We start from the raw sequence: 26064 nt of genomic DNA on the forward strand, positions 1-26064 counted from the left end.
CTCCGGAATGATGTTTCTTCGCTCGCATCTTCGGGACGGGGGTCGTGTGCCCGCATCAGTGCAGCCGTATTTTTTTCTCAGTTATGCGCATACACCGAGGTTCGGGGCCGGCGGCCCCGACCCCGACATGTGGGTCGAGCGGCTCTTCCGCGATCTCTGCAGCCACGTCATGGCACTGACCGATCTGCCCGCCGGATCCGACGCCGGTTTCATGGACCGGGAGATACGCAGCGGGGAGGGCTGGTCGGAACGGCTCGGGGCGGCGCTGGCCACCTGCCGGGTCTTCGTCCCCCTGTTCTCCCCGCGCTACTTCGCGAGCGAGATGTGCGGGAAGGAGTGGTTCGCCTTCGCGCAGCGCGCCATCCAGCACGGCGCGGTCAGCAACGAGCGGGCCGAGGCCATCGTGCCCGCCCTGTGGGTGCCCGTCCCGCCCGCGCAACTGCCCGGCCCTGCCGAGCGGTTGCAGTTCAACCACAACACCTTCGGCGAGCGTTACGTCACCGACGGGCTGTACGGGCTGATCAAGCTGCGCGGGTACGCCGAGCAGTACGAGCGGGCCGTCTACGAGCTGGCCAAGCGGATCGTCCGGGTGGCCGAGACCGTCCGCCTCGAACCCGTCCGCCCGCTGGACTACCGGGTGGTGCCCAGCGCGTTCGGTCCCACGGGCAGCCCGGCGCGCACGCTCCACGTGACGGTGGCCGCCGCATCCCGGCACGACCTGCCCGACGGCCGCAGCCCCGAGTACTACGGGGAGAGCGCGCTGGACTGGAACCCGTACCACCCGGTGTCGCAGCGGCCCATCGCCTACGTGGCGGAGGACCTGGTCAAGAACCTCAACTACCGCACCACCATGTCGTCCTTCGACGACGAGTCGGGCCACTTCGACAGCAAGCAGCCGCCGACCCGGCCGGAGATCCTCATCGTCGACCGCTGGGCGGTGGAGGACGAACACCGCCGGCGGCGCCTGGCCGCCTTCGACCAGGAGTCCCGGCCGTGGATCAACGTGGTCGTGCCCTGGAACCGCTACGACCACCAGGGCCGGGCCAAGGAGGCAGAGCTGGCCCGGCGGCTGGAGGAGACCCTGCCCGTCAAGATGGGCCAGGGCCGGGCCGCCTGCCGGGCCGCCGCGAACGGGGTGGCCAACATCGAGACCCTCGGTCAGATCCTGCCCCAGGTGGTCGAGGCCGCCGCCCAGCAGTTCCTCAGACACGCGCAGGTGTACCTCCCGGCCGGGAGCACCCCCACCGAACGCCCTCGACTGCTGGGCCCGATGGGGATGGGCGGACCGCCCTCGCCGCCGCCCGCACCCTTCCCGCCGGACGCCCACGGGCGGCCCGGGGGGCGATACGGACCCGAAGGACGCGCAGGACACGACGACCCACACGACACCGACCGGGGGGACGCGGATGACAGCGAGTCGTGACGACCGAGACGGACACATCGTCACCTTCTATTCGTACAAGGGCGGCACCGGCCGGACCATGGCGCTGGCGAACACCGCCTGGATCCTCGCCGCGAACGGCAAGCGGGTGCTCGCCGTCGACTGGGACCTGGAGGCCCCCGGCCTGCACCGCTTCTTCCACCCCTTCCTGGACCCCTCCACGCTCGGCGCCACCACCGGGGTCATCGACCTGATCAGCGAGTACGCGTGGGCCGCCACCAGCCCGGTGCAGCGCCCCGACGACTGGCACAAGGACTACGCCCGCATCCAGCCGCACGCCGTCTCCCTCACCCCGGAGAACCTGGGCTGGGAGTTCCCGGACGGCGGCACCCTCGACTTCGTCTCGGCGGGCCGGCAGAACCGCGAGTACTCGGCGACCGTCTCGACCTTCGACTGGGACAACTTCTACGACCGGCTCGGCGGCGGCCTCTTCTTCGACGCCTTACGCGCGGACATGAAGCGGAACTACGACTACGTCCTGATCGACAGCCGCACCGGGCTGTCCGACATCGCCGACATCTGCACCGTCCACCTCCCCGACGTGCTGGTCGACTGCTTCACCCTGTCCGACCAGTCCATCGACGGCGCCGCCTCCGTCGCCCGGCAGATCGACGAACGGTTCAACGATCGGGGCATCAAGATCTACCCGGTGCCGATGCGCATCGACGAGGGCGAGAAGGAGAAGGCCGACGCGGGCCGCGCCCTGGCCCGGATCAAGTTCGACCGCTTCCCGAACGGCCTCATCGGCGACGAACTCACTTCGTACTGGGGGGCGGTGGAGATCCCCTACCGTCCCTACTACGCCTACGAGGAGACCCTGGCCACCTTCGGCGACGAGGCCGGGCTGACCAACTCCCTGCTCTCCGCCTTCGAGCGGCTCACCACGGTGGTCACCGAGGGCGAGGTCACCTCCATGCCCGCCGTGGGCGAGGAGGTCCGGCTGCGGATCAGGGACGCCTTCACCCGGCGGCGCCCGGCCCTGCCCGCCGACCTGTTCCTGTCCTACGTCGCCGAGAACCGGATGTGGGCCGACTGGATCGAGTCCGTACTCACCCGGGCCGGTTTCCGGGTCGTCCCCCGGGACGTGTCCGCCGAGCGGGCCCCGGCGCCCGCCGCGGCCGGCGCCGGTGACACCCTGGGCGGGACGGGCATCGGCGTCGACACGGCGGCCCGGACCGTGGTGCTGCTCTCCAGCGCCTACCTCAAGTCGGCGCGGGCGGTCGACGTGTGGAACCGGGCCGCCGCCGAGGACCCGACGGGGGGCCGACGGCAGTTGGTGCCGCTGCGGGTGGGCGACGTACGCCTCGCGACGCCGTACATCGACCGCAACCCGGTGGACCTGTTCCGGCTCGACGAGGTCCACGCGGCGACCGCCCTGCTGCGGGCCGTGGAGCGGCCGATGGTGCTGCCCGACGGCGTCGCCGGCGCCTCCCACCCGGGCCCCCGCTTCCCGGGGACCGTCCCGAAGATCTGGAACGCGCCGCCCCGCAACCCCGGCTTCACCGGCCGCAGCATCGTCCTGGAGCGGATGCGCGACCAACTCGGCGGCGGCATGGCCGTGGTGCTGCCGCAGCCGCAGACGCTGTACGGGCTGGGCGGCGTAGGCAAGACGCAGGTCGCGTTGGAGTACGTCCACCGGTTCATGGCCGACTACGACCTGGTCTGGTGGATCTCCTCGGAGCAGACCGACGACGTCGTCGCGGCCCTCGCCGAGCTGGCGGTGCGCCTCGGCGCGCAGACCGGCGAGGACATGTCCGCGGCGTCGCAGGAGGCCATCGACCTGCTCCGGCGCGGCGTCCCGTCGGCGCGCTGGCTGCTGGTCTTCGACAACGCGGACGACCCCGAGACGCTCAAGCGGTTCTTCCCACCGGGCGGTCCGGGGCACGTCCTGGTGACCTCCCGCAACCAGTCCTGGTCGCAGTACGGGGACGCGCTGCCGGTGGACGTGTTCCTGCGCGAGGAGTCCATCGAGCACCTCCAGCGCCGGGCCCCGGGCCTGTCCAAGGACGACGCCGAGCAGGTGGCCGTCGCCGTCGGTGACCTGCCGCTGGCCGTCGAGCAGGCGGGCGCCTGGATCGCGGAGACCGCGACGCCGGTATCCGCGTACCTGGAGCAGCTGGCCCAGCAGGCGGCCCGGGTCCTCGGGTTGAACCAGCCGCCCGGCTATCCGGAGCCGGTGGCCGCGACCTGGAACGTGTCGATCGAGCGGCTCCAGTCCCGCTCCCCGGCCGCGGTACGGCTGTTGCAGCTGTGCGCCTTCTTCGCGCCGGAGCCGATCTCGGCGAACCTGCTGTACAGCAAGGAGATGATCGACGCGCTCAAGCCGTACGACGCCTCGCTCCAGGAGAAGCTGGTGCTCGGCCGGGTGATCAGGGAGATCGGCCGGTTCGCGATGGCCAAGGTCGACCAGGTGAGCAACAGCATCCAGGTGCACCGCCTCGTACAGGCCGTGATCCGGGCCCAGTTGACGGAGGAGGAGCAGCGGGAGGCGCGGCACGCGGTGCACCGGATCCTGGCGGGTGCCCGGCCCGACGACGACGAGCCGATAGACAATCCGGAGACGTGGCCGCGGTTCAACACCATCTGGCCGCACCTGAGCCCGTCGGAGGCCCGGTTCTGCAAGGAGCCGGAGACGCGCCGGTTGCTGATCGACCGGGTCCGGTACCTGTGGAAGCGCGGTGACTTCAAGGCCGCGTACGCGCTGGGCGAGGAGCTGCGCGACGCTTGGAAGGAGACCCTGGGCAACGACGACCTCCAGTACCTGTACCTGCGCTTCCACCTGTCCAACATCCTGCGGTCGCAGGGTCGTTTCGTGGAGGCGAAGGAGCTCGACGAAGTGACGCTGGAACGGCAGCGCACGGCGTTGGGCCCCTCGCACCCGCACACGTACATGACGACCAGCGGCCTGGCCATGGACCTGGGCGCGATGGGCCGGTACGGGGAGGCGATGGAGCTGGCGACGGCGGCGCACGAGGGGTTCGGCCAGATCTTCCACGAGGCGCACCCGCGCACCCTGGCCGCGGCGAACAACCTGGCGCTGAACCTGCGCATGATCGGGCAGTACGCGCGGGCCCGGGAGATCGACCAGGAGGTGTTCGACCGGCGCACGGAGGTGTTGGGCACGGACCACCCGTACACCCTGTCCTCGGCGCAGAACCTGGCCCGGGACCTGCGCGAGGTGGGCCGGTACGAGGACTCGGTGCAACTGCTGGGCCGCACGTACGAGATCTACAAGCGGCAACTGGGCCGGGCCTTCCCGGGGACGCTGTCGGCGGCGAAGAACCTGGCGGTGTCGCTGCGGCGGGCGGGCGAGCTGGAGGACGCGCTGCGGCTGACCACGGCGACCCGGGCCCGGTACCGGGCCAAGTACACCTCGGTCAACCCGGACCTGTTGGCCTGCGAGCTGAACCTGGCCGCCGACCTGTTCGCGACGGGTGATCCGGGCGCGGCCCGGGACCTGGCGCAGGAGGTGGTGGACGAGTACATGAAGGTGCCGGGCGAGCGGCACCCGTACACCCTGGCCGCGGCCAACAACCTGGCGGTGTTCCACTGGGGCACGGGGGCGGCGGAGACGGCCGAGTCGATGCTGCGGCTGACGATCCGGCACATGCGCGACGTGCTGGGCGACAACCACCCGCACACCGTCTTCGCCCACCTCAACCTGGCGAACGCGCGGGCGGACCTCGGTGATCCGGAGGGCGCCCTGGAGCTGGAGCGGGTCTCCGTGCTGCGCCTGCGCGAGGCCTTGGGGGCGCACCATCCGGAGACCTTGGCGAGCGCGTCGAACATGGCGGTGAGCCTGGACATGATGGGCCGCAAGGAGGAGGCGGCCCGGGTACGGGCGGAGGCGGTGGCCGAGCTGACCCGGCTGCTCGGGGAGGACCACGGTCTGACCCGGTACGCCCGTGACGAGCGGCGGGTCCACCGGGACCTGGAGCCGCTCGCCGTGTGATCCGACGGAGGGCGGCGGGTGCTCCGCGGCGCGGGGCCCCCGCCGCCCGCCACCCGACAGCAGGGGGGCGCTGTGACCGACAGCATGACCTTTCGCAACGAGGACCTGCCGGCCCTCTACCACCACACCGATCAGGCGGCGATCTCCCGGCAGCGGGAGTCCGTGAAGGCCACGCGCGCGCAGTTGCTGCTGCTGGTGGCCGCCGCGGGGGCCGCCGCCCTTCCGGCCGGGCCCGCCGCGGGTCCGCTGCACCTCTTCGGGGCACTGAGCACCCTCGCGTACGCGGGGGTGCTGGCCGTGGGGGTGCGGGCGACCCGGCGGCGGGCCCGGCCGCAGTGGCAGCTGAACCGCAGCGCGGCCGAGTTCATCAAGTCGCTGGCCTGGCGGTACGCCGTGCACGGGGCGCCGTTCGGCAAGGAGACCGAGGGGGTGGAGGCCGCGTACCGCACGCGGCTGGAGGCGGGGCTGGCCGAACTGCGCAAGATGGGCTGGCAGGATCCGCGCGTCTCGGGGCCGGTGCCGGAGGGTGCCGAGATCACGGGGGCGATGCACCGGCTGCGCGGGATGGACTACCAGGTCCGCCGGGAGACGTACGTGCGGGACCGGTTGATCGAGCAGCGCACCTGGTACCGGCGCAGGACGGAGGTGTCGCGGCGGGCGACCCGGGTGTGGTCGTGGACGATCGTGCTGCTGACCTGTCTCGCCCTGCTGTTCGCCCTCTTCGGGGCGTTGGGCTCGGGTCCGGGGCCGCGGTTGACGGCGCTGCTGAGCGCGGCGGCGGCGGCCGGGATCGCCTGGAACGAGGTGCGGCGCCACCATCCGCTGATCGAGGCGCACACCCTGATCGAGCAGGACCTGTCGGCGATGATGGTCGTGATGCAGACGACCATCACGGAGGCGCAGTGGCCGTCCAGCGTGTACGAGACGGAGCGGTACGTGTCCCCGCAGCACACCGACTGGTTGGCCCGGCACAGCAGTTGAGGCCAAGGGCTGCCCCGTGATCCCCGGTGCGCCCGCCGGGGATCAGTGCCCTGAGGTCCGGGGCGGGGTCGCGCGGCTCAGTCCCGGGCCACGCCCTCGCGCCAGATGACGGTGACGGGTTTGCCGAGGGCCCGGGCGTAGGCGACGATCTCGGCGGTGCCGCCGTGCCCGCGGGCGGGCAGGCCGTCCCAGACGGCGACGAGTCGGTCGCAGCAGTCGGCGATCCAGGTGCCGGCGGCGTAGTAGGCCTCGTCGGTGGAGCGGGGGAAGTCCATCCGGACCTCCTGGGTGGCGCGCAGGCGCAGGCGCCGGTAGCCGGCGAGGGCTTCGGCGTCGTCGAAGGTCTCCTCGTAGTCGCCGCTGGGGATCACGACGGTGAGGTCGGCTCCGCGTTCCAGGGCGATGTCGGCGAAGAGCTGGTCGGCTCCGTCGGCGAGGCTGGAGAGCGCCTCCAGGGGTCCCTCGTGTTCCGCCAGGACCGCGCGCAGGCCGTCCCGGACGTGTCCGAGCGCTTCCGTCGGGATCGCCCGGTGTCCGGTCACGCCGATGCGCTTCATGTGGAAACCTGCATGCGGCAAACCTGCCTCCCCCAAGGACACGGGCACCTGGACATCCTCCCAGAAGGCGGGAGGACGTCCAGGGGCGTGACGGGGGCGCGTGGGTCAGTAGACGCTGACCCCGTAGGCGTTCAGGGCTTCCACGACGGGCTGGAAGTAGGTGGTTCCGCCCGAGGAGCAGTTGCCGCTGCCGCCGGAGGTGAGGCCGACGGCGCGGGTGCCGGAGTAGAGCGGGCCGCCGCTGTCGCCGGGTTCGGCGCACACATTGGTCTTGATCATGCCGTAGACCACGTCGCCGCCGCCGTAGTTGACGGTGGCGTTGAGGCCGGTGACCCGGCCGCTGTGGATGCCGGTGGTGGAGCCGCGCCTGGTGACGGACAGGTTGACGGTGGCGTTGATCGCGCTGGTGATGTCCTGGCTGCCGACGGTGCCGGGCGGGACGGGCGAGTTGCTCGCGTACTTGATCAGGCCGTAGTCGTTGGTCGGGAAGCTGGAGCCGGTGGTGGAGCCGAGCACGTTGGTCTTGGCGGAGTTGGTCCACCAGGTGCCGGCGCCGTCGGTGCAGTGACCGGCGGTGAGGGCGTAGTAGTTGCTGCCGCTGCGCACGTTGAAGCCGAGGGAGCAGCGCCAGCTGGAGGCGTAGATGGCGTCGCCGCCGGAGGCGAGCTTGGTCAGCTTGCCGGGGGTGCGTTCGATGCGCAGGGCGCGGGCGTCGGATCCGGCCTCGCGACGGAGTCTGGCCAGGTCGGCGGCGCTGACGGTGGAGTCGGCGGTGACGACGAGGGTGCCGGTGGCGGTGTCGGTGTGCCAGGCGGTGCCCGCGACGTCGGCCCGCAGGACGGAGGCCTCGGCGGCGGCGAGCCGGGCCGCGCTGAAGCCGTTGTCGGTGGGTTCGGGCGCGGCGGCGCCGGCGGTCGTGGGGGCGACGAGTACGCCGGCGGCGGCCAGGCCGGTGGCCACCGCGAGCAGCCTGACACGGGTGATGCGGTTGATCCTCACTGCACGTCCTCCCGGAAGGGGGTCGGGGGCCCGGCGGTCGTGGGGGTGCCGGAGCCCGTGAGCGGCGGTGGGGGCAGGGCGTGCGGGTGGGGTCGCACCCCGCACAGTTTCGCCGTGCCCCTGACAAGTCCGCCGGATGACGCTGACGGGAGTGTCATGGCGTCGGATTCCGGCGACAAGGGCGTCTTTCAGCCTCTGCCCGCCCGCCTCGACCGCGAAGGGCCGGGTGTTGCCCGGGAGCGGGAAGGGGCGGACGAAGTGATCGGCGACGGCGCGGGGCGGGAGCGGGGCCGGGTCGACGGTGACGTCAACGCCCCCGTCGGCGGCCGGGATCCCGGGCCGCGGGAAACGGGAGCGGCGGCCGGCACGGCCGCCGCCGGCGTCACCGGGAACGGCCCGGGAACTGCCGCCGTCACCGGCCACCGACACGTGCCGGACGAGCGGACCCCGCCCGTCCGAGAACATCGGCTCGCCCCGGGTCCGAGGCCGCGCCCACACCCGTCGGCGTTCGCCACCTGCCCGTCCCCCGCCCGCCGTCCGGCGCGGGGCGACCGGGCGGCGCGAGAAGGGGGTCGCGGTCGGCGACCCCGATCCCGGCGGAGACCCGCCGGGCGGAGGGGACGGGGGCGCGGACCCGTACGACCCGCTCCCCCTCCCGGTGGACCGCGCCGAGCCGTACGCCCCCGGAGGCACTCCGGGGGCCCGCGGGCCCGCCCCGGTCGGCGGCTCGGACGACGTCCCACGCGAGGGGAGCGCCGTCGGGACCGCGGCCGTCCTCGGCGGCGGCGCTCGGCGGGACACCACCGCCGCCGGTGGCGCGCCGGCGTCCCGGAACGGCCGGAATTCGACCTTCCGGGTGCCTGGTGGCCGCCTCGGGAGGCCGGTGGGCACCGGTCACCGTCGGGGGTCGGCAGGACCCGGAGCCCGCGGCCGCCCGGTGCTCGCGCCCCTCCCGCCGGGTCGCGGCGGCGTCGTCGTCACTCATGCCGCTCACCCCTTCCACACGGGCCGGGGCGGGAATCCCCCGGTACTCCGTCCGGGCCCAAGGGAACTGACGTGGACTCAGGAAGGGGTCGGTCCGGCGCCGCCGCGCCCGCGGACCCTCAGCAGTCGCAGCCGCAGCAGTTGCAGTCGCAGCACCCGCCGTCACCACCGCCGCCGCTCCCGCCGCCCGAGCCGCCCGTGGGCGAGGAGTTCGGTCGGCAGCAGTCACAGCATTCGCAGGCGTCGCACCAGGGGTCGCGCTTCTTGCGCGACCACGGGCCCTCGTGCTCGGTGCAGCAGATCTGGCAGGTGCAGAAGAGCCCGATGGCCACGGCGCAGCCCGCCAGCAGTCCGCGGCGCGGCTTCTGCCCGGAGGGGCCGCCGTGACCACCGCCGCCCGGCCCCCACGGCCCGCCGGGGCCCATCGGCGGCGGCCCCGCCGGCCCGCCCGGAGCGGGCTGCTGCCCGTACGGGTTGCCGCCCACGCCGCCGTACGGGCCGCCCTGGCCGTACGGCCCGCCCGCGTACGGGCCGCCGCCCTGGTGGGGCCCGCCCTGGCCGTACGGGCCGCCCTGGGGCTGCCCGGGGCCGGGGCCCGCGACGCTCGCGACGCCGTGCCGGCAGGTGCCCGTCCCGAAGGCCCGGTCGACCGAGGTGCGCAGTTCGTGCACCAGCAGCCGGTGCGCGAGCCCCGAGTCGGCGAACTCGACCTCGTCCAGCGACAGCCGTATCCCGTGCAGCGCGTCGTCGCACAGCCGGCGGGCCTCGGCCAGGGAGGTCCCGGTCGCGGTGAGCGGGTTCCAGGCGCCCGCGGCGGCGTCGGCGGCCCGGTCCTCGACGGCGTCCAGCAGGTGCGCGAGCCTCCCGAAGTACCGGCCGGCCTCGGCGAGCGCGGAACCGTTGCCTGGCCGCCCCGCGAGGATGGCGGTATGCGCGAACGCGGCCGCCGTCGCGGTCTCCGTCGGCTCGGTCACCACCAGCACGGAGGTGCCGAGCCCGGCCAGGGTCTCGATGCCGCCCTGCCGGTCCACCGCGTCGACGAGGACCGCCGTGTCGAATCCGAGCGAGGCACCGGTGCGGGCGCCGGCCCGGTCCCAGCCGCGGGCCACCTTGCGCGCGGCGGCGGCGATCGGGGCGCGGGCCAACAGCCCGTCCCGGTCGGCCACGTGGTCGCGCACCTTCGCGGACGCCAGTACGAGCGAGACGGCGGCGGCGAGCCTCGCCCCCTCGCCGTTCGCCACCGGCGCGGTCCGCATGCCGCGCAGCGGGCAGGGGCCCGCCGTGCGCCGGGCGCCGGGCAGCGGACCCGACTGAGCCTCCGTCAGAACGGAGACGAGCAGCCCGTCGTAGTTGGTGACGATGCGTGCGAACTGTCCGTGGTCACCACGAAGTGCCAGACAGAGCCCACAAAGATGGGCCATCCATTCCGTTTTGAACCGCTCGCCGAGCCGGTGCGTGCAAGGTCTGACAATGCCGAACAATCCGCTTCCCCCGTGTGTGATCCGCACTCTTCCCGGGCATGGTATCCAGCCAGGTCGTTCACCCGTACGCCCCAAGGGCTCACCCGGACGGCGGCGGCGGTCGTATTTTCACTCAGACAGCAGCGGCAGCCGCCCGGAATCCTTGACCGTGCAACGGATGTTCTGCACCAGTCCCGTCACGAAACCCCTGCGCGGCGACTATCCACTTGGCGCGTTGTCAGCATCATGGACGACCATAGGGGCAACGGGGAAGAAGACAGACTGGCCACGGTGAAAGGAGGCGTCCATGGGTTCGGTACGCAAGGCGAGTGCCTGGTTGGGTCTCGTTGAGGACAGCGACGACGAGCGGTACTACGACGACGACTACGCGGAGGCGGTGGAGCGCCAGCAGGGCTCGGTCTCCGGCCCCGGCGACCAGTGGGTCACCGATCCCCGCGTGAAGGTCGCCTCGGAGTCGGCCGTCGAGCAGGGCCGCCGGATCGCGACCGTCACACCGGACGGCTTCCGTGACGCCCGCGGTATCGGCGAGCTGTTCCGCGAGGGCGTCCCGGTCATCGTGAACCTGTCGTCGATGGACCCGGGCGACGCGAAGCGGGTCGTCGACTTCGCGGCCGGCCTGACCTTCGGCCTGCGCGGTTCGATCGAGCGGGTGGCGACCAGGGTCTTCCTCCTGACCCCGGCCGACACCCAGATCGTCAACGGTGAGGCGAACGGCCGCTCGCGCGACTTCTTCAACCAGAGCTGAGCGGGGCCCTCACCGGAAGGCGTCGAGCCCGGTGAGTGCCTTGCCCAGCACCAGCTGGTGCATTTCCACGGTGCCCTCGTAGGTGAGCACCGATTCGAGGTTGGTGGCGTGCCTCATCACGGGATATTCGAGCGAGATCCCGTTGGCACCCAGGATGGTCCGCGCGGTCCGACAGATATCGATGGCCTCGCGGACGTTGTTGAGCTTGCCGAAACTGATCTGCTCCGGCCGCAGCGTGCCCGCGTCCATGCGTCGCCCCAGGTGGTGGGCGAGCAGGATGCCCTTGTGGAGTTCCAGAGCCATGTCCGCGAGCTTGGCCTGCGTGAGCTGGAACCCGCCGATCGGCCTGCCGAACTGCTCCCGTGTCCTCGCGTAGTCCAGCGCGGACTCGAAGCTGGCGCGCGCCGCGCCCATGGAGCCCCAGACGATCCCGTACCGCGCGTGGCTGAGGCAGCCCAGCGGCCCCCCCAGCCCGGTGACGCCCGGGAGCACCGCGTCCGCGGGCAGACGTACGTCGTCCATGACGAGTTCGCTGGTCACCGAGGCGCGCAGGGACCACTTGTGCTTGATCTCCGGCGCGGAGAACCCGGCCGCGTCCGTGGGCACGGCGAACCCGCGGATCCCCTCGTCGGTCTGCGCCCAGACCACGGCGACGGCGGCGACCGAGCCGTTGGTGATCCACATCTTGCGACCGTTCAGCACCCAGTCGGTGCCGTCCCGCTTCGCGTACGTGCGCATGGCCGCGGGGTCGGAGCCCACGTCCGGTTCGGTCAGTCCGAAGCAGCCGATCAGCTCGCCGGCCGCCATGCCGGGCAGCCAGCGCTGCTTCTGCTCCTCGGACCCGTACTTCCGGATCGCGTACATGGCCAGTGAGCCCTGTACCGAGACCAGCGAGCGGATCCCGGAGTCGGCGGCCTCCAGTTCCAGGCAGGCCAGGCCGTACTGGACGGCGCTGGCGCCGGCGCAGCCGTACCCCTCCAGGGACATCCCGAGGGCGCCGATGGAACCGAGTTCGCGGGCCAGCTCGCGGATGCCGGGGAGTTCGCCGTCCTCGTACCACTGCGCGATGTGCGGCAGGACCCGGTCGGCGGCCCAGGAGCGGACGGTGTCGCGGACGGCGAGGTCCTCGGGGCCGAGCAGCTCGTCGAGGCCGAGCGGATCGGTGGGGACGAAGGGGGTCCTCGGCACTGAGGACGCAGACGAGGCGGACAAGAGGGGCCTCCCGGCAGGCACGTGGGCGAAACCTAGCAGTGCAAGTTTGTCGCCGGTCGGGCCCCGGGTCCACCCCCGGCTTCCGGGGGCGTGCCGTCAGGCGGTGCGGCCGGGCCGCCCGCCGACGGCCGAATCGCACTCGGACGTGGCCGGGCCGGGGATCCGTCCTCCGGCGGACGCGGCCGGGGCGGTCGACTGCGCGGGCAGCCGCACGGACCGCTCCGCTCCGGTTTCGGCGTCGTCGACCGGCTCGGTGGTGTCCATGGCGCGCGGCAGCTTCAGCGCCATGACGGCGCCCGCCAGCAGCAGGGCGGCGCTGACGACGAGGGTGACGTGCAGTCCGTGCACGAAGGAGTGCCGGGCCGCGGCGTACAGCGACTCCCCCGCCGGACCGCCGAGCCGGGCGGCGATCTGGTAGGCCTCGCCGAGGGAGTGCGCGGCCCCCGCCGAGTCGGTGGCGGAGACGCCGGGTACCCCGTGGAGGCCGGGCGCGTAGGCGGCGTTCATCACGCTGCCGAGCAGGGCGATGCCGATGCCCGCGCCGAGCTGGTACGAGGTCTCGCCTATGGAGGCCGCGCCGCCGGCGGTGGCCGACGGGGCCTCGCTCAGCATGGACTCGTAGGCGGCGAACAGGGTGGTCTGGAGGCCGAAACCGAGCAGGATGAAGCCGACGGTCAGCAGCACGGGCCGGTCCTGCTGGCCCATGAACGTCAGGAGCAGGACGGCGGCGGCGGTGAGCACGAAGCCCAGCGAGACCATCGTGCGGGGGCCGACCCGTTGGAGGGTGTACGAGCCCGTGGCGCCGGCGGCCATGGCGGCGAAGGTGAGCGGCAGCAGCCGCAGGCCGGTCTCCAGTGGGCTCAGGTGCAACACCAGCTGGAGGTACTGGACGGCGATCAGTTCGAGGCCCACCAGCGCCAACATGGCCAGCACGATGCAGCCGACGGAGGTGGAGAACGCGGCCCGGGAGAACATCCGCATGTCGATCAGCGGGTGCTCGCGCCGCTTCTGGCGGCGCACGAAGAGGATGAGCAGGGCCACGCCGACGGCCAGCGGGAGCAGCGCCCCGGGGTCGGCGAGGTGTCGCTCCGCGCCGATCCGCTTGACGCCGAGCACCGAACCGAGCACGCCGGCGGCGGCCATCAGCGCGCCGAGGACGTCCCAGGGACCGTCGGAGGAGCCCTTGGACTCGGGCAGCAGCCAGCGGCCGAGCGGCAGGATCAGTGCCATCAGCGGGATGTTGATCAGGAAGACGGAGCCCCACCAGAAGTGCTGGACGAGGAATCCGCCGAGCACCGGCCCACCGGCCGCGCCGATCGCCGCGACGGCGGTCCAGATGCCGATGGCCAGCGCCCGCTCGCGCCGGTCGGGGAAGACCTGGCGCAGGATGGACAGGGTCGCCGGCATGATCATCGCGCCGCCGATGCCGAGCAGGGCGCGCGCGGCGATCAGGACCTGGGCGCTGTCGGCGAAGGCGGCGATGGCGGAGGCGACGCCGAAGAGTCCGTAGCCGAGGAGCAGGATCCGGCGGCGGCCGACGCGGTCACCGAGGGTGCCGAAGAGGATCAGGAGCGCGGCGCAGACCAGGGGGTAGGCGTCGACGATCCACAGGAGCTCGATCGCGCCGGGGCGCAGGTCCTCGGTGACGGAGGGGACCGCCACGTGCAGGATCGTCGCGTCGAGCGCGACGAGCACGAGGCTGACGCACAGGACCGCGAGGACCAACCAGCGGTTCGCCCCGCCGGATGCCGCGCTGAGCCGCTGCCGGTAGGAAGGGGTCCTGTCGCCGGTCATGTGCGTGCCCGACATGCATGTACCTCCCAGGTGATCCCTCACACTCGGCGGACCTGCGTCGTCGGCCCGCCGCGGGTGGTGCGCTTGCGGCGTCCAACGGGGTCCGGCATCGACACGCGAGTGAACGGTCAGCGTACGCGAGTTCGCGTGTCCGACACGTGGTCAAGCTCTCACCTCGGCGACGGCCGGCCTGTGGTGTGCGCCACTCGTCCGATCCCCCCTTTCCTCCGGGTGCACGCCTGTTCACTTTCCGTGGTTCCGGCCGGCGGGTGCGGCCGGGCGAGGGGGGCGCCGGGAGGCGGGCCCGCGAGACTGTCCGTGTGAACGACACGCCCGTGACCCCCGAGAACGATGTGACCGACGCGCCCCCCGGGCTCTCCCCGCTGCGGCGGGCCGCCCCCGCGCTGGCCGCCTTCGCGGCCGTCCGCCTGCTCGGCCTCGCCGTCCTCGCGGGCTGGGGGGCGGCGGCGGGCAGCAGTCCCCACACGCTGCTCTCGGCCCGCTGGGATTCGCTGTGGTACGCCCGGATCGCCGCCGAGGGGTACGGGTACGAGATCGCCCTGCCGAACGGGGACGTCCATTCCAACCTGGCGTTCTTCCCGCTCCTGCCGTGGCTGGAGCGGCTCGTCGCGGCCGTCACGGGGCTCTCGTACGGGTCGGCGGGACTGGTCGTCTCGGTGGTGGCGGGGTTGGCCGCCGCCTGGGGGATCTTCGCGGTGGCCGACCTGCTCCTCGGGCGCCGGGCCGGGATCCTCTCGGTGGCGCTGTGGGCGGCACTGCCCGTCGCCGTCGTGCAGTCCATGGCGTACAGCGAGGCCCTGTTCACGGCGCTGGCCGCCTGGGCGCTGTACGGGGTGCTGCGCGGGCACTGGATCACGGCCGGGCTGCTCGCGGCGGGCGCGGGTCTGACCCGCCCGGTCGGCGCCGCCGTCGTCGCGGCCCTGTGGGTGGGGGCCGCCCTGGCGTGGCGGCGCGGCGAAGGGTCCTGGCGGACGGCCGCCGGGGTGCTGCTGGCTCCGCTGGGGGCGGCCTCGTACGTCTTGTGGGTCGGGCAGCGGACCGGCGGCGGGCTGCTCGGGTACCTGGACGTGCAGGCCGGCTGGGGCAACGGCTTCGACGGGGGCTGGGCCTTCGCCCGGTTCGTCGGGGAGCGGCTCGCCTCCTCCGCGTTCCTCGCCGGCGTGGGACTGATCGCCGGCGTGCTGCTGGTGCTGTGGCTGTACCGGGCGTGCGTCCGGCAGGGGCAGCCCGCCGCGTTGCTCGTGTACTGCGGGATCGTCGTGGCGCTGGCGCTGTGCGCCTCCGGGTACTTCGGTTCCAAGCCCCGGCTGCTGCTGCCGGCGTTCCCGCTGATGCTGCCGGTGGCGGCGGCCCTCGGCCGGTGGAGGACGCGACGGGCGGTGGTGGTGCTGGGCGCGCTGGCCGTGTGCTCGGCCGTGTACGGAGCCTTCTGGCTCAACGGGTCGGGACCTCCGTAGGACCGCCGCCGGACGGCCGCCGGGCCGCCCCGGAGGACGTGATCACGGAACGGATCATTCCAATCCATGATTGGGCAAAGGAATTGACCAGCAGCAATAAAGCTCGGGTAAGTATGCAGATAATTACGCCGCCCGAGTCGCGGGAGTTGAATCCCCGGAGTTCCAACCGGAGCCACAATAACGGGAATTAAGTACTGCGTGAGACGCACTCCACATCACATGGTCATCACAAAGCCAGCGATTCGACCGGGCTGCCCTTCGGCGCGCGGTAACGTCGATTGAGTGCGTACCGACCAATTGCTGACCCGTCTGGAGCCGGTGTTCGCCCGGCTGGACCGGGAACCAGAGCGACCGGCTCATCTGCAAACTCCGCGGATGAGCCGGCACCGCGTCGTGCTCCTCGCCTCGACCCTCGCGTTCTACCTGGCGATCGTCGTGGCGGTGCTGATGACGTCCTGGCTCGTCCGGCTGGACTGGCAGATCATGTTCTTCCGGCCCTACGAGCAGTGGCCGGAGCTGCACGCCTTCCTCGACTACCTCGTCGTGCTCGGCCAGCGCGGGCCCACCGCCGTCATGGTCGCGGCCTGGCTCGGCTGGCGCTCCTGGCGCCAACACACGCTGCGCCCGCTGATCACCCTCGGCGTGGCCCTGCTGCTGCTGAACATCACCGTCGGCGCCGTCAAGCTCGGCCTCGGTCGCCTCGGCCCCCACTACGCCACCCGGATCGGCTCCGCCGAGCTCTTCGCGGGCGGCGATATATTTCCTTCCGGCCACACCGCCAACGCCGTCGTGACCTGGGGAATCCTCGCCTACCTGGCTTCCACCACGGTCACCCGCCGGGTGCTGTCCATCGTGTCCGCGGTGGTCTCGCTGAGCGTCGGGGCCACGACCGTGTACCTCGGCACCCACTGGGTCTCCGACGTCCTGCTCGGCTGGACCGCCGGCCTCCTGATCATGCTGGCGCTGCCCTGGTTCGAGCCGCTCATCGCCCGCGCCGAGGCCTACGTCTTCGAGCTGCGCGAGATGCTCCGGCGCCGGCTGGAGGAGGGCCGGATCTCCGAGCCCGTCGCGGCCGCGCTCACCCCGCTGCTCTCCGCGGGCGGCAAGTGGCAGCCCCGGCGCGCCGCCGGGCCGGGCGCCCCGACCCCCGTGCCCGTCGCCGTGACGCCCCCCACCGCCGCGCACTCCCCCGCGCTGCGGCCCGCGGCCCACGCCCCGGCCCGGCCGCACCTGATCCGTTCCGAGCGCACCCCGGTCACGCCGGCCGGCAGCCGCCGGCCGGCGCACACCGAGCGGGCGGGCGCCCGGGGCACCGCGGCCCGTCCGGCCGCCGGAGGCTGAGGGCACCGCGGGACGGTACGCACACCCTTCCCGCGCGCCCGAGGGCGGGCCGGTCACCCGACCGGCCCGCCCTCGTCGTTCATATGTCCGGCCCGTCAGCTTCGCGCCCGGATGTTCCTCCGTACCGGGTCACGCTTGTGTCACGGGTTGTCGACGGTCGAATGCCCGCCGGTGTCCGGCGGGCGAACCGCCGCCGACGACCGGGAGGCATGGATTCCCGCCTCCTGCACACCGTCCGCGGAACACCTTTCGAATTCCGGTCGAGAACCACCGAATTACGTTCGGGCATTGGGTGGCGTCCCGCCCCGGGAAGCCCGCCGTCCAGCCTCACCTTTTGTCCGTTGCGCCTTCCAGGGCTCGTCCGAGAAGGTCCCGCGCGGACCTGATCCGCTCGGTCAGCTCGACCGGCTCCACGACCTCGAACTCACAGCCGAGCAGCATCAGGTGAATCACCAGGACGTCGAGGCTGACCGCCCCGGTGCGCAACAGACAGCTGTCCTCGTCGACGGGCTCCAGCACTCCGTCCGCCGGTCCGACGATCCCGGCCGCGTCCCGCGCGGGCATCCGCAGCCGCACCACCGCCTGGGCCGCCCAGGCCCGTTGCGAGATGCCCCGCGAGACGTACGCCGCCAGGTCCTCGGCCGGGCCCGGCCGCGCGGGGAAACGCGGGCCGTGCGGAGGCCGGGGCTCGATCCGGTCGGCCCGGAAGGTCCGCCAGTCCTCCCGGTCGACGTCCCAGGCGACGAGGTACCAGCGCCGCTCGGTGCACACCAGGCGGTGCGGCTCCACCGTGCGCCGGCTGACGTTGCCCTCGTGGTCCCGGTATCCGAAGCGCAGCCTCTCGCGGTCCCGGCACACGGCGGCGAGCTCGGTCAGCACCGACGGGTCGACGGTGGAGGGGGCGGGCCCGCGCAGCATCGGCACGGTGAACTCGTTGAGGGTCGACACCCGTCGCCGCAGCCGCGACGGCAGCACCTGCTCCAGCTTGGCCAGGGCCCGTACGGAGGCCTCCCCGATCCCCTCGACGCCGTTGCCCGCCGCCGTCCGCAGGCCCACGGCCACCGCGACGGCCTCGTCGTCCTCAAGGAGCAGCGGCGGCAGTTCGGCGCCGGCCCCCAACTGGTAGCCGCCCCCCGTGCCGGGGCTGGCGTTCACCGGGTACCCCAGCTCCCGCAGCCGGTCCACGTCCCGGCGGACGGTACGCGGCGTGACGCCGAGTCGGTCGGCCAGGTCGGCCCCGGTCCATTCGCGGTGGGCCTGGAGGAGGGACAGCAGGCGCAGCAGTCGTGCGGAGGTATCCAGCATCCCCGTAGTCTCGCCGACCGGCGCCCGGCCACCGCCGGTCACCCGACGCTCCGGGCGCCCGCCGACGCCACCCCGCGGCGCGCGGGCCCGGCTCAGTTCCCCGGCGCGGGCGCGGGGGCCGCGGGGACCGGCGCCGACGGCACGGGGGTCGGGGCGGGTGCGGGGGCCGGGGCCGGCGGCTCGGGGGTCGGAACGGTTGCGGGGGCCGGGGTCGGCGTCGGCGTCGGAGCGGGGGCCGGCCGGTGGTCGGGGCGGCGGGCCGGTGGGGTCGTCGGCGGGAGGGCCAGGAGCGTGCCCACCTTCAGGTGCTGCGGCTGCTCGCCCACCGTCGCCCGGTTCGCCTCGTGGAGGGCCCGCCACCCGCCGGGTACCCGGTGCTTGCCCGCGATCCCGACGAGGGTCTCCCCCGGCCGGACGACGTGCATCCGGCCTGCCAGCCCGTACCGCTTCGCGCACACCGGCCAGGCCCCCCACCCCTGGGTGCCGAGCAGCTCCTCGGCGACGCTGATCTGCTGGGCGCGGGTGGCGAGGTCCGCGCGGGGCGCGTGGGCGAGACCACCGTGGTCCTCCCAGGTCGGCTGCCAGAACTGGAGTCCCCCGTAGAAGCCGTTGCCCGTGTTCACCGCCCAACGGCCGCCGCTCTCGCAGTCGGCGACGCAGTCCCAGGGCCACTCGCCGCCCGGGCCGCAGTCCCCCGGACCGTGCCCGAGCACGCCGGGCGAGCCGGGGTGCGCGGCGCCCGCGGGTCCGGGTGCCGGGGGTGGCGGTGCCAGGGAGCCGGGAGCGGCGGCGACGGCCGGGCCCGACGGGAGGACGAGCACCAGCGCGGCGACGGCCCGGGCCGCCGCCCACCGCGTCCGAGGACGGAGGTCGGGCATCGGGTCACGCTACGCAGCGGCCGGCCCGCGACCGCCCCGCCACGCGGCGCGCCCGCCGGCCCCACCCGTACGGCGGACCGACCGGCCCCACCGAAACGGCCGACCATGACCATCAACTGCGCACACCCGGACAAGAGTTGACACGAACACGAAGCCCATCTCGGTCGATTCACTCTTCCGGGTGTCAGGTTCGATTCCGTTCCCTCAAACGGCGTGACCCCGGCCGCCGATTTCACGTTGAGCCCGGCGAGCCGGGAGCCTCCCGGCCTCCGCACGAATGAGGAGCCACCCCGTGCCGCGCATGCTCGACGTCAGTCTTGAGGTACGTGCCGAGATCGGTGACGAAGAAGCCGACAGGCTGCTCACCGGCGACGACGCCCCGCGCAGTTACGACTGCACCTCCTGCCGTACCCCCGGCGACCCCGAGAGCGACCCCACGAGCACGGTGCTGTTCGTCGGCGAGGAGACCGCCGTCCTCGCGTTCGCCCACGCCAACTGCATTCCCTCGCAGGTCGTCTCCGTCTCCGAGGAGCAGCTCCAGGGTGCGGTCCGCAGCATCACCGGGGACAGCCCGGCGCCCGCCCCGGCACCCGCCGGCGAGGCCCCGCAGGCCGTGCCCGGCGGCCAGGCCGTCCTCGGCATCACCAGCGGACTGGTCCTGATCGACGGCGACCTGCACCCGGCGCTGGTCGTCGAGCCGACCGCCCCGATCGCCCGCCCCGGCACCACCGGCCCCGGCGACGACTTCCTGCCGCTCCTCATCGAGCAGGGCTTCATCCCGGTCACCGACACCTCCGAGGTCCCCTCGGCGCTGGGCGGCTGGTCCGTGCTGCTCGCGGGCGGCCAGCTGCACGCCGTCCTCCAGCCGGGTGTCGACGGCGGGCCCCAGGTGGCCTGGTGGCAGGCGCACCAGGCGCTGAGCGTCACCGACGGCTGGCGGGCCGCCGTGAACAGGACCCAGCGCGTGCTGATCTACGCCGCACCGGTCGGCTCCATCGGCCAGCAGCCCCGCGAGGACCTGCTCCGCGACGCCCTGGACAAGGCCGCGAGCAACGGCAAGCTGGTCGCCGCCTCCATGCCCCTGGCCGGGACGCCGGGCGCCTGATCGGCCCGTCCCGACCTTCCCCGCCGAAACGGCCGCCCGGCCCCTCACGAAGGGGCCGGGCGGCATGCGCCGGGGGTGCGCGGTCCGTCCCGCGCACCCCCGGCGATCTGCGTTTTCCGCCCCGTCACCCCGCATCCGCACGGCCTCGGGTTCGTTGGCTGATACGTGCATTCATACGACCCATCCCGCGCCCCGTCCCTTCCGAGCAGCGTCCCCCCGATGCGCCCTTCACGGGACCGGGAGACCGCTCCGGCCGCCTCGCACACCCCGATCTACGACACGCTCTACTCGGAGTACCTGCGCGCCTTCCGGGCGCTGCCGGGCGACCGGACGGGCGAGGAGCACCTCGGCTTCACGGCGTTCTCCCACGGCGGCCCGTACAGCTCGTACGGCACCGGCGGATGGAACGGCACCGGCGGATGGAACGGTTCCGCGTGGCAGAGCGACCCCTGGCAGCCCGTCCACGCCCCGTTGCCGGTCCCGGCCACGCCCTCCCCGCAGGCCTCGTACGCCCACGCCGGGACCACCGGGTCCGGATACGGCGGCGGGCGGCAGCACCAGACCGGGATGCAGCACATCCCGGCGGCCCTGCCGCCCGCTCCGCGCCGGGGCTACTGACCCCGGGACCGGCTACTTCTTCTTCTTGTACTGCGCTCCGCGCTTCTCCCGCACCCGTACCGAGATGTGGATCGGGGTGCCGTCGAAGCCGAACTCCTCGCGCAGGCGGCGCTCGATGAAGCGGCGGTAGCCGTGCTCCAGGAAGCCGGAGGCGAAGAGCACGAACCGCGGCGGCTTGCTGCCCGCCTGGGTGCCGAACAGGATGCGGGGCTGCTTGCCGCCGCGGATCGGGTGCGGGTGCGCCGCCACGACCTCGCCGAGGAAGGCGTTCAGCCGGCCGGTGGGAACACGGGTCTCCCAGCCGGCGAGCGCGGTCTCGATCGCCGGGACCAGCTTCTCCATGTGGCGGCCGGTGAGCGCCGAGACGTTCACCCGGGGCGCCCAGGCGACCTGCTGCATCTCGGTCTCGATCTCGCGTTCGAGGTAGTAGCGGCGCTCCTCGTCGAGCTCGTCCCACTTGTTGTAGGCGATCACGATGGCGCGTCCGGCCTCGACGGCCATGGTGATGATGCGCTGGTCCTGGACGCTGATGTTCTCGGTCGTGTCGATCAGGATGACCGCGACCTCGGCCTTCTCGACGGCGGCGGCCGTGCGCAGGGAGGCGTAGTAGTCGGCGCCCTGCTGGAGGTGCACCTTCTTGCGGATGCCGGCGGTGTCGACGAACTTCCAGGTGACGCCGCCGAGCTCGATCAGTTCGTCGACCGGGTCGCGGGTGGTGCCGGCCAGCTCGTTGACGACGACGCGGTCCTCCTTGGCGACCTTGTTCAGGAGGGAGGACTTGCCGACGTTCGGGCGGCCGATCAGCGCGATGCGGCGCGGGCCGCCGGGGGCGGCGCCGCCGAAGGTCTGCTCGGGGGCCTCCGGCAGGGCCTCCAGCACGGCGTCGAGCATGTCGCCCGTACCGCGGCCGTGCAGGGACGACACCGGGTGCGGCTGGCCGAGGCCCAGCGACCACAGGGAGGCCGCGTCGGCCTCGCCGCTCTGGCCGTCGACCTTGTTGGCGCAGAGCACGACGGGCTTGCCGGCGCGGCGCAGCAGCTTGACGACGGCCTCGTCGGTGTCGGTGGCGCCGACCTTGGCGTCGACGACGAAGACGACCGCGTCGGCGGCCTCGATGGCGTACTCGGCCTGGGCGGCGACGGAGGCGTCGATGCCGAGGACGTCCTGCTCCCAGCCGCCGGTGTCGACGACCTTGAAGCGGCGGCCGGCCCACTCGGCCTCGTAGGTCACGCGGTCGCGGGTGACGCCCGGCTTGTCCTCGACGACGGCCTCGCGGCGGCCGATGATGCGGTTCACCAGGGTCGACTTGCCGACGTTCGGGCGGCCGACGACGGCGAGTACGGGGAGCGGGCCGTGGCCCGCCTCCTGGAGCGCCCCCTCGACGTCCTCGACGTCGAAGCCTTCCTCCGCGGCGAGCTCCATGAACTCCGCGTACTCGGCGTCGCCAAGTGCTCCGTGGTCCTGCTGGTCGTTCATGAAGTCCGTTCCTCGTCGTTCGTGGTGATCGGTGGCGCCCGCGCAGCGCGGTTCCACTACTGGTTCAAGTCTCGCTCAGCGCCCGGTGAGGCGCTTGGCGTCGGCCAGGTGGGCGGTCAGCCGGTCCTGGATGCGTACGGTGGCCGCGTCCAGCGCGGTCCGCGTGCGGCGGCCCGTGCCGTCCCCGGCGTCGAAGGCGGAGCCGAAGACGACGTCGACCCGGCTCCGGAGCGGCGGCAGTCCCTTGACGACCCGGCCCTTGGCCTCGGTGCTGCCCAGGACGGCGACGGGCACTATCGGGGCGCCGCTGCGGACCGCGAAGTACGCGAGGCCCGCGCGCAGGGACGCGAAGTCCCCTTCGCCGCGACTGCCCTCGGGGAAGATCCCGAGGGCGCCGCCGCCATCGAGGACGCCGAGGGCGCGGGTGATGGCGGTCCGGTCCGTGCCGCTCCGGTCCACCTTCACCTGCCCGATGCCGTCGAGGAAGGGTCCGAGGGGCCCCACGTACGCTTCCTTCTTGATCAGGAAGTGCAGGGGGCGCGGGGCGGTGCCCATGACCATGGGCCCGTCGATGTTGTGGGCGTGGTTCACCGCGAGGATGACGGGGCCGGAGACGGGCACCTTCCAGGCCCCCAGCACGCGGGGCTTCCACAGCCCGTACATGAGCCCGATGCCGATGCGCCTGCCGACCGCCGCACCCTTGAAGGAGGGCGTTGCGCTCACCTGGCGCGCCGCTCTTCGACCAGGGTCACGACGCATTCGATGACCTGGTCGAGGGTGAGTTCGGTGGTGTCGACCTCGACGGCGTCGTCGGCCTTGGCCAGCGGGGACGTCTTGCGGCCGGAGTCGGCCGCGTCCCGCTTGATCAGGGCGTCCTTGGTGGCCGCGAGGTCGGCGGCCTCCTTGCCGCGCAGTTCGCCGCTGCGGCGGGCGGCGCGCGCCTCGGCCGAGGCGGTCAGGAAGACCTTGAGGTCGGCGGAGGGCAGGACGGTGGTGCCGATGTCCCGGCCCTCGACGACGATCCCCTCGCCCGCGTCCGCCGCCTCGGCGGCGATGGAGCGCTGGAGGTCGGTGATCAGGGTGCGCACTTCGGGGACGGCGCTGACGGCGCTGACCTTGGAGGTGACCTCCCGGGTACGGATGGGGGCGGCGGCGTCCAGGCCGTCCACGGTGATCGTGGGGGCGGTCGGATCCGTGCCGGACACGAGAGTGGGCTTGCCCGCGGCGACGGCGATGGCCTGCGGGTCGTCGGTGTCGACGCCGTTGGTGATCATCCACCAGGTGATGGCCCGGTACTGGGCGCCGGTGTCCAGGTAGCGGAGTCCGAGCTTGGCGGCCACGGCCTTGGAGGTGCTGGACTTGCCCGTGCCGGAGGGACCGTCGATGGCGACGATCACGGCGGACGGAGCTGCGGTTTCCACGGTGCGGGCACCTTCCTGGTTGCGCGTACGTGTCCGGGCGCGCCAAAAGCGCCCCTCCCCCAGGTTACCGGGCCGCGGCGCCCGCTGATTCCGCTCGTGCCGGGACCGTCCCACGGCCGGTCCCGGTGGGGCTACTGCTGGCGCAGGGCCCAGCCCCGGTCGCGGAGCTCCGCCTCCAGGCCGGGGACGGCGCGCGGCTCCACCATCAGCTGGACCAGGCCCGCCTGCTGGCCGGTGGCGTGCTCGATGCGCACGTCCTCGATGTTGACCCCGGCCCGGCCCGCGTCCGCGAAGATCCTGGCCAGTTCGCCGGGGCGGTCGCTGATGAAGACGCCGACCGTCTCGTAGGCGGTGGGGGCCGCGCCGTGCTTGCCGGGGACCCGGACCCGGCCGGCGTTGCCGCGGCGCAGGACGTCCTCGATGCCGGCGGCTCCGCCCCGGCGCTCGGTCTCGTCCGCCGACTGGAGTCCGCGCAGGGCCGCCACGGTCTCCTCCAGGTCGGCCGCGATCCCGGAGAGGACGTCGGCGACGGGGCCGGGGTTCGCGGAGAGGATCTCCACCCACATCCGCGGATCGGACGCCGCGATCCGCGTCACGTCCCGGATGCCCTGTCCGCACAGCCGGACCGCGGTCTCGTCCGCCTCCTCCAGCCGGGCCGCGACCATGCTCGACACGAGCTGCGGGGTGTGCGAGACGAGGGCCACGGCCCGGTCGTGGGCGTCGGCGTCCATCACGACGGGGACGGCCCGGCACAGCGCGACCAGTTCCAGCGCCAGGTTCAGCACCTCGTGGTCGGTGTCGCGGGTGGGGGTGAGCACCCAGGGCCGGCCCTCGAACAGGTCGGCCGTCGCGGCCAGCGGTCCGGAGCGTTCCTTGCCCGCCATCGGGTGGGTGCCGATGTACGCGCCGGCGTCGACGCCCAGCGCGGTGAGTTCCCGGCGCGGGCCGCCCTTGACGCTGGCGACGTCCACGTAGGCGCGGGCGAGGCCGCGGCCGATCGCGTCGGCGAGGGCGCCCGCCACGTGGGCCGGGGGGACGGCCACGATCGCCAGGTCGACGCGGCCCTCGGGGGCCTCGTCGGTGCCGGCGCCGAGGGCGGCGGCCGTCCGGGCCTGGGAGGGGTCGTGGTCGACGAGGTGGACGGTGATGCCGCGCGCGGTCAGCGCGAGCGCCGCGGAGGTGCCGATCAGTCCGGTTCCGATGACGGCGGCGGTTCTCACGGGTGCTCCAGGGTGATCGCGGACGGCAGGCCCTCAGGGTAGCCGGCGGGTACGCCGCGAGGGTCCGGCGGCCACCCCGTGGGACGGCCGCCGGACCCTCGTGCCGCGCCACCTACAGGTTCTGCTGCTTGATGATGTCCTCCAGCGAGCCCGACGGGACGGAGCCCTCCGGGGTCAGCTTGTCGACGGCGGTGGGCAGCGCCCGGGCGATCTGGTCGGCGGCCTGCTCCGGGCTGACGCCCGTCTGCTGCGCGACCTGTTGGAGGGCCTCGTCGGGCAGGGCCTGGGCGATCTCCGCGCCGCTGACGGCCTTGTTCTCGCCGGTGCCGACCCAGGACTGCGCCTGGTCGACCAGACCGGACTTGGTCAGCATCTCCAGCAGCCCGCCCAGCGGATTGTTGCCACCGCCCGCGGCCTGGGCACCCTGGCCGCCGGCCCCGCCGCCGAGGGCACCGAGCAGCGCGCCGAGGATGTTGCCCGCACCGCCGCCCTGACCGCCCTGACCGCCGCCGAGGAGTCCGCCGAGCAGGGAGCCGAGGTCATTACCCGCCATGGTCACGCCTTTCGAAGAGGGACCGGGCCGCACACGCAGTGGAGGGCCCGGCGTCGAGACACGGACAATGTCACCCGAATCGCCCCGATCCGCCACTCGTCGCACACGCGTGCCCCTCGTTCCGCGCACCTCCCGGGCCGCCCCCGGGCAGGGGCGCGCGCCGTGCGGTAGAACGACCGGCATGATCTTCCACATCGTCCCGCTCGCCGACTGGAACGCCGTGCCGGAACTCCCGTACGCCCCCGCCTCGCTCGCCTCCGAGGGATTCGTCCACTGCTCGGCGGACCGTCCGACCCTGCTCGCCATCGCGGAGGCCCACTACCGGGAGACGCCCGGCACCCTGCTCGCCGTGGAACTGGACGAATCGGCGCTGACGTCGGAGGTCCGCCGGTCGGGTGAATCGGGCGGCCGTTACCCGCACGTCCACGGTCCGTTGAACCGGAACGCGGTGGCCCGCGTGTGGGAAGTCGTACGAGCCCCCGGCCGCCCGGCGGAACTGACGCCGTGGCAGCCGGCGGGATGA

The 26064-nt window shown here is 73.3% G+C and carries 21 protein-coding genes; 9 read left to right on the forward strand and 12 right to left on the reverse strand.

Annotated features, from left to right (window positions below; genetic code table 11):
• The first annotated feature begins 10 nt into the window (after window positions 1-10).
• From ACZ58N_RS29160 to ACZ58N_RS29170, 3 genes are all read left to right on the forward strand, one after another.
• Complete coding sequence (locus ACZ58N_RS29160) at window positions 11-1423, forward strand: TIR-like protein FxsC (RefSeq protein WP_471165807.1); 1413 nt, start codon at window positions 11-13, stop codon at window positions 1421-1423.
• Entirely contained in the window at window positions 1407-5393 is a 3987-nt protein-coding gene (gene fxsT, locus ACZ58N_RS29165; protein WP_471165695.1) for an FxSxx-COOH system tetratricopeptide repeat protein, read from the forward strand. The genes ACZ58N_RS29160 and fxsT overlap by 17 nt, the downstream gene beginning before the upstream one ends.
• 84 nt (window positions 5394-5477) lie before the next feature.
• Complete coding sequence (locus ACZ58N_RS29170) at window positions 5478-6374, forward strand: DUF4231 domain-containing protein (RefSeq protein WP_471165810.1); 897 nt, start codon at window positions 5478-5480, stop codon at window positions 6372-6374.
• A 77-nt stretch (window positions 6375-6451) separates the two neighbouring features.
• On the opposite strand, the gene ACZ58N_RS29175 is transcribed toward ACZ58N_RS29170, so the two are convergent.
• The 3 genes from ACZ58N_RS29175 to ACZ58N_RS29185 form a co-directional block, all read right to left on the reverse strand.
• Complete coding sequence (locus ACZ58N_RS29175) at window positions 6452-6931, reverse strand: hypothetical protein (protein ID WP_471165697.1); 480 nt, start codon at window positions 6929-6931, stop codon at window positions 6452-6454.
• A gap of 105 nt (window positions 6932-7036) precedes the next feature.
• Window positions 7037-7930: a S1 family peptidase gene (locus ACZ58N_RS29180; RefSeq protein ID WP_471165700.1), complete on the reverse strand. Its 894-nt coding sequence runs from the start codon at window positions 7928-7930 to the stop codon at window positions 7037-7039.
• A 1103-nt stretch (window positions 7931-9033) separates the two neighbouring features.
• On the reverse strand, window positions 9034-10395 hold the full coding sequence (locus tag ACZ58N_RS29185) for a DUF5685 family protein (protein ID WP_471165702.1): 1362 nt from the start codon (window positions 10393-10395) through the stop codon (window positions 9034-9036).
• A 286-nt stretch (window positions 10396-10681) separates the two neighbouring features.
• Between ACZ58N_RS29185 and ACZ58N_RS29190 the strand changes: the two genes are divergently transcribed.
• Window positions 10682-11140: a cell division protein SepF gene (locus ACZ58N_RS29190; protein ID WP_471165705.1), complete on the forward strand. Its 459-nt coding sequence runs from the start codon at window positions 10682-10684 to the stop codon at window positions 11138-11140.
• Window positions 11141-11149: 9 nt separating this feature from the next.
• Here the strand turns inward: ACZ58N_RS29190 and ACZ58N_RS29195 are convergent, their stop codons facing one another.
• A complete protein-coding gene (locus ACZ58N_RS29195; protein ID WP_471165708.1) occupies window positions 11150-12352 on the reverse strand; it encodes an acyl-CoA dehydrogenase family protein in 1203 nt (400 codons plus the stop codon).
• A 96-nt stretch (window positions 12353-12448) separates the two neighbouring features.
• Window positions 12449-14161 carry an MFS transporter gene (locus tag ACZ58N_RS29200; RefSeq protein ID WP_471165711.1) on the reverse strand — a complete coding sequence of 571 codons (1713 nt, stop codon included), beginning with the start codon at window positions 14159-14161 and terminating at the stop codon, window positions 12449-12451.
• A gap of 338 nt (window positions 14162-14499) precedes the next feature.
• Here ACZ58N_RS29200 and ACZ58N_RS29205 point away from each other — a divergent pair, with 338 nt between their 5' ends.
• Together ACZ58N_RS29205 and ACZ58N_RS29210 are read left to right on the forward strand one after the other, a co-directional pair.
• Window positions 14500-15624 (forward strand): glycosyltransferase family 39 protein, encoded by a 1125-nt coding sequence (locus tag ACZ58N_RS29205; protein ID WP_471165813.1) that lies wholly within the window; start codon window positions 14500-14502, stop codon window positions 15622-15624.
• A 282-nt stretch (window positions 15625-15906) separates the two neighbouring features.
• Window positions 15907-16965, forward strand: coding sequence for a phosphatase PAP2 family protein (locus ACZ58N_RS29210; RefSeq protein ID WP_471165713.1), 1059 nt, complete (start codon window positions 15907-15909; stop codon window positions 16963-16965).
• A gap of 327 nt (window positions 16966-17292) precedes the next feature.
• Here ACZ58N_RS29210 and ACZ58N_RS29215 read toward each other — a convergent pair whose 3' ends face one another.
• Window positions 17293-18270, reverse strand: a complete 978-nt coding sequence (locus tag ACZ58N_RS29215; RefSeq protein ID WP_471165715.1) for a helix-turn-helix transcriptional regulator — start codon at window positions 18268-18270, stop codon at window positions 17293-17295.
• Window positions 18271-18362: 92 nt separating this feature from the next.
• A complete protein-coding gene (locus tag ACZ58N_RS29220) occupies window positions 18363-19148 on the reverse strand; it encodes a LysM peptidoglycan-binding domain-containing protein (protein WP_471165717.1) in 786 nt (261 codons plus the stop codon).
• A gap of 292 nt (window positions 19149-19440) precedes the next feature.
• Here ACZ58N_RS29220 and ACZ58N_RS29225 point away from each other — a divergent pair, with 292 nt between their 5' ends.
• Together ACZ58N_RS29225 and ACZ58N_RS29230 are read left to right on the forward strand one after the other, a co-directional pair.
• The gene (locus ACZ58N_RS29225; protein WP_471165719.1) at window positions 19441-20253 is read left to right on the forward strand and encodes a hypothetical protein; all 813 of its coding nucleotides are present in this window, start codon (window positions 19441-19443) and stop codon (window positions 20251-20253) included.
• Between the two features lie 219 nt (window positions 20254-20472).
• Window positions 20473-20871: a hypothetical protein gene (locus tag ACZ58N_RS29230; RefSeq protein WP_471165721.1), complete on the forward strand. Its 399-nt coding sequence runs from the start codon at window positions 20473-20475 to the stop codon at window positions 20869-20871.
• 12 nt (window positions 20872-20883) lie between these two features.
• Here ACZ58N_RS29230 and der read toward each other — a convergent pair whose 3' ends face one another.
• From der to ACZ58N_RS29255, 5 genes are all read right to left on the reverse strand, one after another.
• Window positions 20884-22347 carry a ribosome biogenesis GTPase Der gene (gene der / locus ACZ58N_RS29235; RefSeq protein WP_471165723.1) on the reverse strand — a complete coding sequence of 488 codons (1464 nt, stop codon included), beginning with the start codon at window positions 22345-22347 and terminating at the stop codon, window positions 20884-20886.
• Between the two features lie 75 nt (window positions 22348-22422).
• On the reverse strand, window positions 22423-23106 hold the full coding sequence (locus tag ACZ58N_RS29240) for a lysophospholipid acyltransferase family protein (protein WP_471165725.1): 684 nt from the start codon (window positions 23104-23106) through the stop codon (window positions 22423-22425).
• Window positions 23067-23768 (reverse strand): (d)CMP kinase, encoded by a 702-nt coding sequence (gene cmk / locus ACZ58N_RS29245; RefSeq protein WP_471165727.1) that lies wholly within the window; start codon window positions 23766-23768, stop codon window positions 23067-23069. Before cmk ends, ACZ58N_RS29240 begins: the two co-directional genes overlap by 40 nt.
• Before the next feature lie 131 nt (window positions 23769-23899).
• The gene (locus tag ACZ58N_RS29250; protein WP_471165729.1) at window positions 23900-24988 is read right to left on the reverse strand and encodes a prephenate dehydrogenase; all 1089 of its coding nucleotides are present in this window, start codon (window positions 24986-24988) and stop codon (window positions 23900-23902) included.
• 112 nt (window positions 24989-25100) lie between these two features.
• Complete coding sequence (locus tag ACZ58N_RS29255) at window positions 25101-25541, reverse strand: YidB family protein (protein ID WP_471165732.1); 441 nt, start codon at window positions 25539-25541, stop codon at window positions 25101-25103.
• Between the two features lie 181 nt (window positions 25542-25722).
• Between ACZ58N_RS29255 and ACZ58N_RS29260 the strand changes: the two genes are divergently transcribed.
• Window positions 25723-26064: a DUF952 domain-containing protein gene (locus tag ACZ58N_RS29260; RefSeq protein ID WP_471165735.1), complete on the forward strand. Its 342-nt coding sequence runs from the start codon at window positions 25723-25725 to the stop codon at window positions 26062-26064.

Source organism: Streptomyces sp. NPDC040432 (assembly GCF_055595445.1).

Coding starts and splice junctions, on each gene's coding strand:
- ACZ58N_RS29160 (WP_471165807.1), top strand. CDS start 11: ATGTTTCTTCGCTCGCATCTTCGGGACGGGGGTCGTGTGCCCGCATCA.
- fxsT (WP_471165695.1), top strand. CDS start 1,407: ATGACAGCGAGTCGTGACGACCGAGACGGACACATCGTCACCTTCTAT.
- ACZ58N_RS29170 (WP_471165810.1), top strand. CDS start 5,478: ATGACCTTTCGCAACGAGGACCTGCCGGCCCTCTACCACCACACCGAT.
- ACZ58N_RS29175 (WP_471165697.1), bottom strand. CDS start 6,931: ATGAAGCGCATCGGCGTGACCGGACACCGGGCGATCCCGACGGAAGCG.
- ACZ58N_RS29190 (WP_471165705.1), top strand. CDS start 10,682: ATGGGTTCGGTACGCAAGGCGAGTGCCTGGTTGGGTCTCGTTGAGGAC.
- ACZ58N_RS29200 (WP_471165711.1), bottom strand. CDS start 14,161: ATGTCGGGCACGCACATGACCGGCGACAGGACCCCTTCCTACCGGCAG.
- ACZ58N_RS29215 (WP_471165715.1), bottom strand. CDS start 18,270: ATGCTGGATACCTCCGCACGACTGCTGCGCCTGCTGTCCCTCCTCCAG.
- ACZ58N_RS29220 (WP_471165717.1), bottom strand. CDS start 19,148: ATGCCCGACCTCCGTCCTCGGACGCGGTGGGCGGCGGCCCGGGCCGTC.
- ACZ58N_RS29230 (WP_471165721.1), top strand. CDS start 20,473: ATGCGCCCTTCACGGGACCGGGAGACCGCTCCGGCCGCCTCGCACACC.
- der (WP_471165723.1), bottom strand. CDS start 22,347: ATGAACGACCAGCAGGACCACGGAGCACTTGGCGACGCCGAGTACGCG.
- ACZ58N_RS29240 (WP_471165725.1), bottom strand. CDS start 23,106: ATGCGTCGTGACCCTGGTCGAAGAGCGGCGCGCCAGGTGAGCGCAACG.
- ACZ58N_RS29255 (WP_471165732.1), bottom strand. CDS start 25,541: ATGGCGGGTAATGACCTCGGCTCCCTGCTCGGCGGACTCCTCGGCGGC.
- ACZ58N_RS29260 (WP_471165735.1), top strand. CDS start 25,723: ATGATCTTCCACATCGTCCCGCTCGCCGACTGGAACGCCGTGCCGGAA.